The organism is Variovorax sp. FG153 (genome assembly GCF_057809595.1).
Genome location: NZ_JBMDKG010000060.1, coordinates 39,807 through 51,618, shown reverse-complemented (window position 1 = coordinate 51,618; position 11,812 = coordinate 39,807). Strand labels below are relative to the sequence as shown.

At 63.2% G+C, this 11,812-nt stretch carries 16 protein-coding genes; 5 read left to right on the top strand and 11 right to left on the bottom strand.

Features of this window, described 5'->3' with window-relative positions; translation table 11 throughout:
* Positions 1–583: 583 nt before the first annotated feature.
* Positions 584–1,099 (top strand): fasciclin domain-containing protein, encoded by a 516-nt coding sequence (locus tag ACODT0_RS37745; RefSeq protein WP_261212828.1) that lies wholly within the window; start codon positions 584–586, stop codon positions 1,097–1,099.
* A 138-nt stretch (positions 1,100–1,237) separates the two neighbouring features.
* Here ACODT0_RS37745 and ACODT0_RS37740 read toward each other — a convergent pair whose 3' ends face one another.
* The 3 genes from ACODT0_RS37740 to ACODT0_RS37730 all read right to left on the bottom strand — a co-directional run bounded on the left by ACODT0_RS37740 (position 1,238) and on the right by ACODT0_RS37730 (position 2,642).
* Positions 1,238–1,510: a hypothetical protein gene (locus tag ACODT0_RS37740; RefSeq protein ID WP_216087378.1), complete on the bottom strand. Its 273-nt coding sequence runs from the start codon at positions 1,508–1,510 to the stop codon at positions 1,238–1,240.
* 112 nt (positions 1,511–1,622) lie between these two features.
* On the bottom strand, positions 1,623–1,901 hold the full coding sequence (locus ACODT0_RS37735) for a hypothetical protein (protein ID WP_479668664.1): 279 nt from the start codon (positions 1,899–1,901) through the stop codon (positions 1,623–1,625).
* 117 nt (positions 1,902–2,018) lie between these two features.
* A complete protein-coding gene (locus ACODT0_RS37730; protein ID WP_479668665.1) occupies positions 2,019–2,642 on the bottom strand; it encodes a cysteine hydrolase family protein in 624 nt (207 codons plus the stop codon).
* Positions 2,643–2,792: 150 nt separating this feature from the next.
* Here ACODT0_RS37730 and ACODT0_RS37725 point away from each other — a divergent pair, with 150 nt between their 5' ends.
* From ACODT0_RS37725 to ACODT0_RS37715, 3 genes are all read left to right on the top strand, one after another.
* Entirely contained in the window at positions 2,793–3,350 is a 558-nt protein-coding gene (locus ACODT0_RS37725; RefSeq protein ID WP_479668666.1) for a DUF421 domain-containing protein, read from the top strand.
* A gap of 102 nt (positions 3,351–3,452) precedes the next feature.
* Positions 3,453–4,217: a meso-2,3-butanediol dehydrogenase gene (gene budC, locus ACODT0_RS37720; RefSeq protein WP_479668667.1), complete on the top strand. Its 765-nt coding sequence runs from the start codon at positions 3,453–3,455 to the stop codon at positions 4,215–4,217.
* 40 nt (positions 4,218–4,257) lie between these two features.
* Complete coding sequence (locus ACODT0_RS37715) at positions 4,258–4,872, top strand: UdgX family uracil-DNA binding protein (RefSeq protein WP_057591441.1); 615 nt, start codon at positions 4,258–4,260, stop codon at positions 4,870–4,872.
* 274 nt (positions 4,873–5,146) lie between these two features.
* Here ACODT0_RS37715 and ACODT0_RS37710 read toward each other — a convergent pair whose 3' ends face one another.
* From ACODT0_RS37710 to ACODT0_RS37680, 7 genes are all read right to left on the bottom strand, one after another.
* Complete coding sequence (locus ACODT0_RS37710) at positions 5,147–5,281, bottom strand: DUF4142 domain-containing protein (protein WP_172705510.1); 135 nt, start codon at positions 5,279–5,281, stop codon at positions 5,147–5,149.
* A gap of 87 nt (positions 5,282–5,368) precedes the next feature.
* A complete protein-coding gene (locus tag ACODT0_RS37705) occupies positions 5,369–5,533 on the bottom strand; it encodes a hypothetical protein (RefSeq protein WP_479668668.1) in 165 nt (54 codons plus the stop codon).
* A gap of 54 nt (positions 5,534–5,587) precedes the next feature.
* Complete coding sequence (gene clsB, locus ACODT0_RS37700; RefSeq protein WP_479668669.1) at positions 5,588–6,769, bottom strand: cardiolipin synthase ClsB; 1,182 nt, start codon at positions 6,767–6,769, stop codon at positions 5,588–5,590.
* Positions 6,766–6,918: a hypothetical protein gene (locus tag ACODT0_RS37695; protein ID WP_172705509.1), complete on the bottom strand. Its 153-nt coding sequence runs from the start codon at positions 6,916–6,918 to the stop codon at positions 6,766–6,768. Before ACODT0_RS37695 ends, clsB begins: the two co-directional genes overlap by 4 nt.
* Positions 6,919–7,033: 115 nt before the next feature.
* Positions 7,034–7,816: a MauE/DoxX family redox-associated membrane protein gene (locus tag ACODT0_RS37690; protein WP_479668670.1), complete on the bottom strand. Its 783-nt coding sequence runs from the start codon at positions 7,814–7,816 to the stop codon at positions 7,034–7,036.
* A gap of 15 nt (positions 7,817–7,831) precedes the next feature.
* Positions 7,832–10,213 carry a phosphoketolase family protein gene (locus ACODT0_RS37685; protein ID WP_479668671.1) on the bottom strand — a complete coding sequence of 794 codons (2,382 nt, stop codon included), beginning with the start codon at positions 10,211–10,213 and terminating at the stop codon, positions 7,832–7,834.
* Positions 10,214–10,237: 24 nt separating this feature from the next.
* Positions 10,238–10,600 (bottom strand): PRC-barrel domain-containing protein, encoded by a 363-nt coding sequence (locus ACODT0_RS37680; RefSeq protein WP_479668672.1) that lies wholly within the window; start codon positions 10,598–10,600, stop codon positions 10,238–10,240.
* A gap of 336 nt (positions 10,601–10,936) precedes the next feature.
* Here ACODT0_RS37680 and ACODT0_RS37675 point away from each other — a divergent pair, with 336 nt between their 5' ends.
* Positions 10,937–11,425 (top strand): hemerythrin domain-containing protein, encoded by a 489-nt coding sequence (locus ACODT0_RS37675; protein ID WP_057591445.1) that lies wholly within the window; start codon positions 10,937–10,939, stop codon positions 11,423–11,425.
* A gap of 58 nt (positions 11,426–11,483) precedes the next feature.
* Here ACODT0_RS37675 and ACODT0_RS37670 read toward each other — a convergent pair whose 3' ends face one another.
* Entirely contained in the window at positions 11,484–11,696 is a 213-nt protein-coding gene (locus ACODT0_RS37670; protein ID WP_261212662.1) for a hypothetical protein, read from the bottom strand.
* Positions 11,697–11,812 lie beyond the last annotated feature (116 nt).

Sequence of the window (11,812 nt, the reverse complement as noted above, 5' to 3'; positions counted from 1 at the left end):
TGAGTACGGGCCGGAAGTTCAACCGGATGCGATTTTTTTACCGAGGGTTTTCACCATGCCCGGGCGCCGTCTATGCACCGGCAAAGCGCCTCGAGAGGCAGGCTACGTCGCGTCAAGTTCAATCCATTCACATCGGCTTCGCCAAGCAAATCCCGGAGGCCAGCAACCGCCGGTCGTTCCTCTTTTCTTCGTGGACACACGCAAGCCGCACAAAGAAAAGCGCCCGGCAGAAGCCGAGCGCAAGCCCGTTAGCTGTCACACTTTTGGGTACGAGAAGCATGGCGCGATGTCATGGGCCACGGGGTCGGAAAAAGAAGAAGCGTACTGTCGGAAAAGTTCGAACCGGCTAGCAGCCAGCTGGGACTAACCGCGGGACTTGACAGTGCCAAGGGCACAGGCTCGCGCTACGCAGTCGCCACGATGCCGGATTCATGCCCATGCGGCGCGCTCACCATCCTCATCCACCTTTTCAGGGCATCCGTAGAAGAGTGACCTGCTGCAGTCTGCTCAGGCCAACACCTTCAAGGAGCTATTCATGCTTTCTTTTACCCTGCCCCGCCTGCTTTCCTCGTGCCTTGTCGCGATGGCGATGCTCGGAACCGCCGCGGTCGCGACTGCACAAGTCATGGTCGGCGGTGCTCCCATGTACGCGGCCAAGGACATCGTGGACAACGCCGTCAACTCGAAGGATCACACCACGCTTGTCGCGGCCGTCAAGGCTGCCGGATTGGTGGACACGCTCAAGAGTCCGGGACCGTTCACTGTCTTTGCACCGACCAACAACGCCTTTGCGGCCCTTCCAGCCGGCACCGTCGATACGCTTCTGAAACCGGAGAACAAAGGTACCCTCACCACGGTTTTGACGTACCACGTAGTTCCCGGCAAGCTCGACGCGGCAGCGCTGATGAACATGATTAAGGACGGCAATGGCTCGGCAACACTCAAGACCGCCGCCGGCGGAAACTTGATCGCCAAGTCAGCAGGTGGCAAGGTCATGATCACCGATGAGAAGGGTGGCACGGCCACGGTGACGATCGCTGATGTCTACCAATCGAATGGTGTGATCCACGTCGTCGACAAAGTGCTACTTCCCAAGTAACGGGACGATCAAAGGCCCGCAACGCATGCCTCTCGTCTTCATGGGAAGAACCAGCGGTAGCGCAGGATCGGCATTGCGCCGCGCCACTACGGGCGAATAAACGCGCGACCCATGAGCGGAGCACCGGCTCACACGGGGCTATTGCGTACCGGTCTGGCTCTGCCCCCCGCCACCGCCATTGCCCGTGACCCCTCCAACGCCTGCAGCACCGCCACCGTTCGGGCTTGCTGGCGCCGACTGTGGCGCGGGCTGGGAAATGCCCTGGCCACCCGCGGGTGCCGCGTCATTGCGGCGGTGGGACATGACGTTGTAGAAGACAACCAGCAAGACCACCACGATCACTGCACCGATACCCCAGCGAAAGACCCGTCGTCCGTCGCGCTCGTCGTTTCTGGCTTGTTCAAGTCTCATGGTCGCTTCCTTTCGAGAATGGCTGGAAGGCATCCAACTTGCGATCTCGCGCAGGAGCTGCCTGTCGGACGTCGACGCGTACCAATGCAGTCACTCGGACGGCGGCAGCGGGCTACTTCGGCAGACCGAATCCAAAGCCGAACATGCCCGAAGCCGCTTTTGCTGCAGGCGCATCCGCCTCTTCCTCGCGCGGTCCGACACTCAAGTCTTCGACCATACCCTGCAACCGAACCAGACCGGCCGCCATCGCGGCACTGTAGCTCTTCACCGCAGAAGCCTGCTCTTCGATGACGCTCCACTGTCCGTCTGGCAAGAGCTCCACCAGTCGCCACCGAAAGGCGTTGGCGCTGGCCTGGAGGACGGTGACGGCAAGGTGGCGAAGCGGAGCCATGGGGCGACGGTGCCGCGAGCAACGGCCGGCGACGGTCAGACAGGAGCGCTATAGGCTGCCCGTCAAAGAACTGCTTCCCGGCAAATCCTTCAGGCAGGCGGCTGCCAGACGGGCAGCTCAGTCTCGCCTGCGTCCTTGCCGACCGCGCGCATTTGGGATCAGCCGCAACCGCGTGCTGGGTGTCGTGGGCAGCTTCTGAAACTCTTCGATTTGCCGTAGCACCAGCGCATTGCGGGCCGTCGATTGGGATGCCACGCAGTCGCGCGGCACCACCACCGCGAGATCGCGCATGCCGGCCTCGGTCGCAGTAACGAGAACGCACTGGTCGCTGGCGACACCGGTCAGGATCAGGCGGCTCGCCTTCAAATGCTGCAGCAGCAGTTCCAGCGGCGTGCCGAAGAATGCCGACTGCTTGGGCTTCAGCACGAAGTAGTCGTCGGCGTCGGGCTTCAGAGCACTCGCGATTTCCGCGCCTGGACCACCTTGGCGCAACGCCTCTTGCGCCAACGCTGGAAAGTCCGATCGCCATCGGCCACGGTTGTCGTTCGCATAGATCACAGGAACACCCGACCGGCGGCATCGCGCCTTCAATGCTGCGATGTACGGGGCGATCGACGCGGCGCAAGGCAGCAACTTCTCAGCATCGGGAAAATCCCAGCAGTTGATCATGTCGATGATCAGAAGTGCTGTCTGACCCGCCGCGCGCTCGGGTGCGAGCAGACCTGAGGATCGTGAAGGCATGGCAAAGGCTCACTGCTTGGTAAGAAAGAGCATCGCTATTCTTCATTGCGAGGCGACTGCCGCGAGCGCACCACATCCCAATTCGCGGCTTCGTCCGACACTGTTGTCGCATCCGGCTCGGTCCCCTCATTAATCCGGCGCACTCGCGTCATGCCGGCCTACACGCAACGTCTGAAACCTCCCCGGAGAGTAAACATCCTCAGCTTCTTCCGCGATGAACTCATGGATTCGCTGTTGGATGTTCTACATCTCGAGACACCGCCATGGCAAATGGTGCTGCGAGGTACCGCCGTTTACTGGTTTCTGCTGATCGTGTTCCGCTTCTTACTGCGGCGCGACGTCGGGTCGTTGGGCGTGGCGGACCTGCTCTTCGTCGTATTGATCGCCGATGCTTCGAGCAATGCCATGCAGGGCGACTACAAGACCATCGGCGATGGGCTCGTGCTCATTTCGACGCTGATCGCGTGGAACTATGCGCTCGACTGGGTCAGCTATCGATCGCCGACCGTCTCGCGCCTTCTTGAGCCACCGGCCGAGCCGCTGGTCAAGCACGGCCGGATCATGCACCGGACGCTGCGCCGCGAACTCATCACCACGGAGGAACTGATGTCCAAGCTTCGCGAAAAAGGCGTCTCCGATCTCTCCGAGGTGCGCATTGCGCGATTGGAGCCCGGCGGAGAACTGAGCGTGCTCAAGTATCAGCATTGAGAGTGCGCAGGCTCGCATCCGACAACGCAATCGCTGCGCGCCGACATCGAGAACCGGTTCAACCGCGCAAGCTGCGGCGCTTCCATGTCCAGGAGCAGCAGCATGCAACGTTTCACCGATCGCGTCGTCATCGTCACGGGCGCCGGTTCCGGCATCGGCGAGGCCACCGCCCGCCGTTTCTCGCAGGAGGGCGCCAGCGTCGTGCTCGCCGGCGACACCAAGGCCAAGCTCGAGCGCGTCGCCGCCGACCTGCCGCCGGAGCGCACGCTGGTGAAGGTGGCCGACGTGTCGAGCTACAAGCAGGTGCAGGCATTGGTCGCGGCCACCGTCAAGCGCTTTGGCGCGCTCCACGTGCTGTTCAACAATGCCGGCATCGCAGTCGAGGGCACAGTGACCGAGGCGCCGTTCGATGGCTGGAGCAAGACCATGGCGACCAACATCGGCGGCGTGTTCCACGGCTGCCGCGCGGCGATGCCGCACCTGATCGAGAGCCGCGGCTGCATCGTCAACACGGGCTCGGTCTCCGGACTCGGCGGCGATTGGGGCATGGGCTTCTACAACGCCTCGAAAGGCGCGATCGTCAACTTCACAAAGGCGCTTGCGCTCGACCATGGCAAGGACGGGGTGCGCGTCAATGCCGTCTGCCCGAGCCTGACCTTCACGCCGATGACCGAGGACATGAAGAGCAATCGAAAGCTGATGGCGAAATTCCGCGAGCGCATTCCCTTGGGGCGCGGCGCCGACCCCTCGGAGATCGCAGCGGTGGTGGCCTTCCTGGCCAGCGACGACGCGAGCTTCGTCTCGGGCGTGGCGCTGCCGGTGGACGGTGGCCTCATGGCTTCAAACGGGCAGCCCGACATGGCGTGACGGGCCTCAGATCGCGACCGATCCCGGGAAACGCATCCCCATGTCTACACGGCTCTCCATCGCGCACGCCCAGAAGGCGCTCGCCGATTTGAAGCACGCCACGGACCGTTGCCGGGAATGCCCGCTTGGCGCCCGAGCCACGCAAGCGGTGTGCGGTGAGGGAAGGCCGCGTCCTGCTGTGATGGTCGTCGGCGAGCAGCCAGGCGACAAGGAAGACCGGGACGGGCACCCCTTCGTGGGTCCGGCAGGCAAGCTTTTCGATCGCGCACTGGAGGAACTGGGCTGGCGAAGAGAACAACTTTACGTCACCAACGCGGTCAAGCACTTCAAGTTCGAGTTACGAGGCAAACGCCGTCTGCACAAAACACCGGCACAGCGCGAAGCGGCAGCCTGCCACCACTGGCTCGAGGACGAGATCGACCTGGTACGTCCGCACTCATTTCTCGCGCTCGGCGCGACTGCCGCGCGCGCGCTTCTGGGCCGCCCGGTGGCAGTGACCCGCGAGCGAGGTCGATGGCAGGAGGATCCCACTGGAAGGCCTGTGCTGGTGACGCTCCATCCCTCGGCCCTGTTGCGCGGCGATCCCGCGCAGCGCGAGGACGCATGGAAAGCTTGGCTGGAGGACCTCCGAATCGCGTTGCCACGCAAGGCCTAGGACGACTACGAGAGAGGCCCGCCTTGCTCAGCTTTCGCAGCTGGCGGGCTCCGCCCGCGACGCTGCTCGGCAAGCTCCCGTGCCGGCGAGGCCTTGCCCATCGCATCATTCAGCTTGCTTTCCAACCGGTCACCACTTCCGTCTCGTCATCCAGCATGGCCTGGAAAGCCCGTGCCAATCCCGTGCACGCTTTGGGATTTTCAACCTCTGCTTGACATGATCAAGCCTCGCGAATCACCCTCTCTTTTTGAGTGCGTGTTGCTTCGCCTCTCTCTCACTTTCCGACAGAGGTGGCCAACTGCCGGGCATATTGGAGATGCCCCTGTACTACAGGAAGTATCTTGCGGGCCAAGTCCTTGAGGTCGGCATCTTTGGCATCCGCTTGCACCTTCTTCAAGAGCTTTTTCAGTTCGCCCTGGGCGGATCGTAAGCGCCTGCATGCGTCTCAGCGCGACGTCTGAACAGCGAAAGTCGCACGTATTCGGCTGCCTGTCCCTCAGGCGCTCGGCTCGGCGCAAGGCTCGAACGGGTTGTCCCGGCCTTCTTGCGCCAGGACGATCGCACCATCGAAGAAGGTGATCAGCTCGTCTGTCGATCTTCGGGCATGGAGTCCGAACTTGTCTCCTGTGAACTCTTCAAGAAATTCAAGGATGAGAAGCATCAGACCCGGTCCGTCTCGAAAGGTCCCACGCACCAATGGCGGCAAGTGGGAGATTCAATGTCCCAGGCGTTGAAGCCGCTGGCTCCATCGCGGCAGCCACTCTCCGATTCGCGACACCCATCGCAGCATATGGAAGACAACGAAGCTGCCCAACGGCGGCCATCGGCTCCAGACAGGTAGCTCGTCACGTGCCACGAGGCGACACTCGCCCTGCAGCTTCGCCATGGCCCCCGCGATCTGCGCATTGAGTTCTTCGCTGAGTACCACCACGTTGGCTTCCATGTTGAGCGCGAGGCTCAGCGGATCGAGGTTGCTCGACCCGACCGTGCTCCACGCGTCGTCCACGATCGCGATCTTGCCGTGCATGGGGCGGGCGCAATACTCGAGTACCTCCACCCCAGCATCCAGCAAATGGGCATACAGGAAGCGGGTCGCGAAACGCACCGATTTCATGTCGGGCATGCCTTGCAAGAACAACTGGACGTGGACGCCGCGCCGAGCCGCCTGGCAGAGATCGCGAAACAGGCGATAGCCCGGAAAGAAGTAGGCATTCGCGATGCACACCCGTGCACGTGCCGAGCGAATTGCCTGCCGATAAATCGCTTCGATACCGTCGGGCGACGCCTTGTCGTCGCGCGGGACGAACAGCACGGCCGCGGACCCTGACCCCGCTTGCGGCGTAGTGGATTCGGCCGCGGGGATGTCGGCGCCCACCGCGCCTCGCATGAAATCTCGCACATCCCGCACGATGGGACCGTGCAACTCCACGGCGTAGTCCTGCTTGGCCAACTCTCCGAAACCCAGCAACTGGTCCGCGCAGAAGTTGATCCCGCCGACGAAGGCCACGGTCTCGTCGACGACCACGAGCTTGCGGTGCATTCGGCGCAGAAGATTGAGCTGCTGGCCGAACAAGGACCGCCCGGGGTCATACATGTTCACCGCGACGCCTGCATCCGAGAGCCGCTTGACGAACGCGCAGGAGAGTCGAGCGGAGCCGAACCCGTCGATCGACAAGACGGTTTGCACGCCTCGCTCCGCGCAACTGCACAAGCAGCCGGCCAGCGCCATGCCCACCTTGTCCTCTTCGAGGATGAAGGTCTCCACGGCAACGAAGCGGCGCGCCTGGCCGATGGCCTCGAAGACACGCGGAAAGAACTCATCGCCGTTCTCGAGCAACCGCCCGGCGTTGCCATGCGTCCAGGCCCAACCCTTCGTTCCAGGATGGCCAATGCTCATCCGCGGCGCTTGAAGTACTGCACCTCCCGCTCGTGCTGCTGTGCCGCTTCGCGGGAGTCGAAGGTACCGAGGTTTCGCCGCTTTCCGGTCTTCGGATCGACTTTTCGGGCATAGAGGCGGTACTGCCCCGAGGCGAGCTTGCGGATCATCGCGCGCTCCTCGTTCGCTCGCCGAGCATCATCCATTCATTGGCTTGAATCACGGGAATCTCCTTCCATGAAAGCAGCCGACCCACCCTCGAGCTGCCGCTGCGTCATCCTTCTGTCAAGGCATCCACTGCGCGCCATGAGCCGCCAACGCCCACACGCTCATCGCCACCATCGCCAGGCTCTCCGTCAATGAGACGAAGCCCAACGGCACATTGCTGCTGCCGCCCACGCACGCGCACTTGAGCTCGCGTCGATCGATATAGACCGCCTTGATGACCGATACCGCACCGATGCTTCCGACGACGAGCGCCAAAGGCACCCAGACCCGCTGCAGCCTGCCGCTCGCCATCAGCACGCCCGCCAGCAATTCGGCGAACGGATAGATGTAGGCATAAACCACCCAACGCCTGGCCAGCAGGTCGTAGTTGAGGAACATGGTGGAGAAGCTCTCGACGTCCTGCAGCTTGAGCAGCGCCAGGATGCACATGCTGAACGCGACGAACGCAGACACCAGTTGCGAGCTGAACACGGGTCGACCCGCCGCCAGCAGGCTGGCACCGGCCATCAGCAGTGCCACCAGAAACACCGCCAGCACTGGCCGGTACGAAGGCGCGTCCGGGTCTCGCACCGCGAGACCGAAGTGACGTCGCAGATCGTCGTAGCCGCCGATCCTGCGGCCGTCGATGAAGATCTGCGGCGTGGTCTGAACATGCTGCTCGGCCTTGAAGGCTTTGGTCTGATCGCGCGTATGCAGCCACCGATCGTCGACGCGGTACCCCTTGCGTCGCAAAAGGAAGCGGGCCTTCAGGCCATAGGGACAGACATGCTCGGGCATCACCATGCGATAGAGCGTGGCGGTCTTTCCGGTGTCGGCGTTCTCGACGGCGTGCACGGACATGGTGGCGAACCTCGTTCAACTCATGCGCGGTGTGGAGCCGCCCGAGCCCCAGCGCCACTGGGCGATCTCGGGCATGTCGATCCCGTGCTCCCGCACATACGCACGGTGATCGAGCAAGCGGTCGCGCAACCGCTGCTGCAAATGACCCGCCTGCTCGCGCAGCCGTTGCACCCGGTCGATCGCATCGGACGCGAGGCTGAAGCGATCGATCCGGTTGAGCACGGTCATGTCGAAAGGCGTGGTCGTCGTCCCTTCTTCCCGATAGCCGTGCACATGGAAGTTGCCGTGATTCGCGCGCTTGTAGATCAGTTGGTGGATCAGCCAGGGATACCCATGAAAGGCGAAGATCACAGGCCGGTCGCTCGTGAACAGGGAGTCGAAGACAGCGTCGGACAGCCCGTGCGGGTGTTCCGTCGGTGACTGGAGCGCCAGCAGGTCCACCACGTTGACCACGCGCACTCGCAGTTGCGGCAAATGCTCGCGCAAGAGCTCGACCGCCGCCAGGGTTTCCAGCGTGGGGACATCGCCGGCACAGGCCAGCACCACGTCCGGGGATTCGCCCTCGTCGCTGCTGGCCCAGCACCAGATGCCCGCGCCGACGCTGCAATGCCGGATGGCTGCCTCCATGTCCAGCCACTGGGGCTGCGGCGGCTTTCCCGCGACGATCACGTTGACGTAGTCACGACTGCGCAAGCAGTGGTCCGTTACCGACAGCAGCGTGTTCGCATCCGGGGGCAGGTAGATGCGGACCACCCGCGACTTCTTGCTCGCCACGTGATCGATGAAACCTGGGTCCTGGTGGCTGAAACCGTTGTGGTCCTGCTGCCAGACGTGGCTGGTCAGCAGGTAATTGAGGGAGGCGATCGGCCGGCGCCAGCCGATCTCGCGCGACACCTTGAGCCACTTGGCGTGCTGGTTGAACATCGAGTCGACGATATGGATAAAGGCCTCGTAACACGAGAAGAATCCATGCCTGCCGGTGAGCAGGTAGCCTTCGAGCCAGCCCTGGCACATGTGCTCGCTCAACACTTCCATGACGCGCCCCTCGGGACTTACGTGGTCGTCACCCGGAAGAATCCGCGCCGTCGACATCCGGTCCGTCACGTCGAAGACGGCACCGAGGCGATTGGAACTCGTTTCATCGGGTCCCATGAGCCGGAAGTTGGCCTGGGCCTGGTTCAGCCGCATGACCTCCCGCAAGAACTCGCCCGTCACACGGGTGGCCTCGGCATCGACGGCGCCGGGCACGGGCACCTCCACGGCATGGTCGCGAAAGTCCGGCATGCGCAGCTCCTTCAGCAGAAGGCCGCCATTCGCATGCGGGCTGGCGCTCATCCGCCTCGTGCCGCGAGGCGCCAGTGCCGCGATCTCGCCACGCAGAGCACCATCGGCGTCGAACAACTCTTGTGGCCGGTAGCTGCGCATCCATGCCTCGAGCTGTTCGATGCGCTCGGGATGCTCTGGGAATCCGGCAAGCGGCACTTGGTGCGCGCGCTGCGTTCCCTCCACGGGGATCCCGTCCACCTCTCTGGGGCCGGTCCATCCCTTGGGAGAACGCAGCACGAGCACGGGCCACGGACGCCGTCGCGCCGCCGCGCCACCGCCGCGCGCCTCGCGCTGGATGTCTGCAATCTCATCGAGCGAGGCATCGAGCGCAGCGATCATCTCGCGGTGCATTGCCGCCGGCTCCGTGCCGGAGACGAAGCGTGGTGCATAACCGCAGCCTCGCAGCAGCGCGGAGAGCTCTTCGTCGCCGATGCGTGCCAGTACCGTCGGCCCCGCGATCTTGTAGCCATTCAGATGCAGGATCGGCAGCACCGCGCCGTCGCGCTTCGGATTGAGAAACTTGCTCGAGTGCCAACTGGCGGCCAGCGCACCCGTTTCGGCCTCCCCGTCCCCGATCACACAACATGCCAGCAGATCGGGGTTGTCGAAGACCGCGCCATAGGCGTGCAGCAGCGAGTAGCCCAGCTCCCCACCTTCGTGGATGGAACCCGGCGTTTCGGCGGCCACATGGCTCGGGATGCCGCCGGGAAAGGAGAACTGCTTGAACAGCCGGCGCATGCCCTGCGCGTCGCGGCCGACGTGCGGATACACCTCGCTGTAGGTCCCCTCGAGGTAGGTGTTCGCGACAACGCCCGGTCCGCCGTGCCCAGGCCCTGCGATGAAGATCGCATCGATCTCTCGCGCCACGATCGCGCGGTTCATGTGCGCGTAGATGAAATTCAGACCGGGGGTCGTGCCCCAATGACCCAGCAGCCGCGGCTTGATGTGCGCAAGGGTCAGAGGCTCGCGCAGCAGTGGGTTGTCCAGCAGGTAGATCTGGCCCACGGACAGGTAGTTGGCCGCGCGCCACCAGGCGTCGATCCCTTCGATGACCTTCGGATCGGACGCCACGGTCGCTTCCTTCGCGCTCGCCGCTCAAAGACCGTAGTACTTGTTGATCGAGCTGCTGTAGACGTCGTCGTAGTCCGGCACGCTATCCGAGGCATAGCGCGGAGCACCTTCGATCGCGGCCTTGTCGATCGGCACGACATAGCCTCCTTGCGAGGTGTCGTACTTCAGGACGGACCACGGAATCGGATAGCGGTCCGTCCCGATGCCCAGGAAACCGCCAAACTCCATGACGGCGTACTGGACCTGCCCGCTGAGCTTGTCGATCATCAAGTCATCGATGGTGCCGAGCTTGTCGCCCGCGGTGTTGTAGACGGCCGTTCCCTCGACGCGCTCCGACGAGATGACGTTGCTGGTGGAGACGGGGGTGCCGGTTGAAGTGAGTGCCATGAGAAATCTCCTGTGAGGAAGGGATGGAAAAAGGCCGCCACAGCGCGCATGAGCTTGATGTCGGCGCACGGATCGACTCCTGTGTCTCTCGGCCAGACATGGCCGCGGATCGGCGATCGCAACCTCACCCTGTAGGAAATGGTGCCGCCCATTTGGCGAGGTCGATCAGGGCCTGCGCTCCTCGAAGCCGACGCCCCGCACCCGCAACACGCGCTAGCTGCGCTAGCCGTCGGATCGTCGGAGCAGTTCCTTCGACGCGATGCGCAACGCGCCTACGAGACATTCACGAGCCTTGGCTGAACTTACGGCTCCCACGAATCAATCAGGAGCTACTCCATGACTACCAAACGCGCCGAACCCGATGCGTGCAGCCTGCTCGACACCGACCACAAGAACGTGAAGAAGATGTTTACGGCCTACGAGGAACTCGCGGGCTCGAAGGCCGCCAGCGCCGCCAGCAAAAAGCGAGACCTTGCCCAGCAGATCTGCGCCGAACTCACCGTGCACACACAGATCGAGGAAGAGATCTTCTACCCCGCGTTGCGCGAGGCCCTGAAAGAGACCGACCTCCTCGACGAGGCCGAGGTCGAGCACGCGAGCGCCAAGGACCTGATCGCCCAGATCCAGGACGCCGCGGAGATCGACGAGATGTTCGACGCCAAGGTCAAGGTCCTGGGCGAGTACATTGACCACCACGTCAAGGAAGAGCGCAACGAGATGTTCCCCAAGGCGCGCGCGGCCAAGGGCCTCGATCTCGTGACCATGCGTGAGTTGCTCGCAACGCGCAAGGAAGAACTGATGGCGGAGCTGACAGCGTCTGCCTGACCCGGTTGACCCGGTTGGCCCGGTGCCCGTGACAGCACCGCCCTGGCGCACTTTTCTACTATCCCGAGCGTTTTGCCTTGGCCAGGGCGGCTCTACCCTCAGCTGTCACACGGTAGATGACCGATGCGCCTTCGGTCAAAGGCACGCCAACCGGTGGAAGCTGTGCCTCGATCAGCCCGGCGGCTTCAAGGACGATCGCGTTGCGGATGTCAGCTTCGTCATGTAGCGCCAGCGGGAACTGGCAATCCTCGATCCGTCTCAAAAAATCCATTGGCATACTCGACCCTCGGCGGGCGCCGATCTTAACGAAAGCCCGCGTCAGGCAACAAGATTTCCCTTGCTGCACGTGCCGGATCGAAGGTCGCTCCTGGCCTAAATCGTCTCTGC

What these genes read in the sequence shown, in the direction of transcription:
- ACODT0_RS37745 (WP_261212828.1), top strand. Translation starts at nt 584, where the DNA reads ATGGCGATGCTCGGAACCGCCGCGGTCGCGACTGCACAAGTCATGGTC.
- ACODT0_RS37740 (WP_216087378.1), bottom strand. Translation starts at nt 1,510, where the DNA reads ATGAGACTTGAACAAGCCAGAAACGACGAGCGCGACGGACGACGGGTC.
- ACODT0_RS37735 (WP_479668664.1), bottom strand. Translation starts at nt 1,901, where the DNA reads ATGGCTCCGCTTCGCCACCTTGCCGTCACCGTCCTCCAGGCCAGCGCC.
- ACODT0_RS37730 (WP_479668665.1), bottom strand. Translation starts at nt 2,642, where the DNA reads ATGCCTTCACGATCCTCAGGTCTGCTCGCACCCGAGCGCGCGGCGGGT.
- ACODT0_RS37725 (WP_479668666.1), top strand. Translation starts at nt 2,793, where the DNA reads ATGCCGGCCTACACGCAACGTCTGAAACCTCCCCGGAGAGTAAACATC.
- budC (WP_479668667.1), top strand. Translation starts at nt 3,453, where the DNA reads ATGCAACGTTTCACCGATCGCGTCGTCATCGTCACGGGCGCCGGTTCC.
- ACODT0_RS37715 (WP_057591441.1), top strand. Translation starts at nt 4,258, where the DNA reads ATGTCTACACGGCTCTCCATCGCGCACGCCCAGAAGGCGCTCGCCGAT.
- ACODT0_RS37705 (WP_479668668.1), bottom strand. Translation starts at nt 5,533, where the DNA reads ATGCTTCTCATCCTTGAATTTCTTGAAGAGTTCACAGGAGACAAGTTC.
- clsB (WP_479668669.1), bottom strand. Translation starts at nt 6,769, where the DNA reads ATGAGCATTGGCCATCCTGGAACGAAGGGTTGGGCCTGGACGCATGGC.
- ACODT0_RS37695 (WP_172705509.1), bottom strand. Translation starts at nt 6,918, where the DNA reads ATGATCCGCAAGCTCGCCTCGGGGCAGTACCGCCTCTATGCCCGAAAA.
- ACODT0_RS37690 (WP_479668670.1), bottom strand. Translation starts at nt 7,816, where the DNA reads ATGTCCGTGCACGCCGTCGAGAACGCCGACACCGGAAAGACCGCCACG.
- ACODT0_RS37680 (WP_479668672.1), bottom strand. Translation starts at nt 10,600, where the DNA reads ATGGCACTCACTTCAACCGGCACCCCCGTCTCCACCAGCAACGTCATC.
- ACODT0_RS37675 (WP_057591445.1), top strand. Translation starts at nt 10,937, where the DNA reads ATGACTACCAAACGCGCCGAACCCGATGCGTGCAGCCTGCTCGACACC.
- ACODT0_RS37670 (WP_261212662.1), bottom strand. Translation starts at nt 11,696, where the DNA reads ATGGATTTTTTGAGACGGATCGAGGATTGCCAGTTCCCGCTGGCGCTA.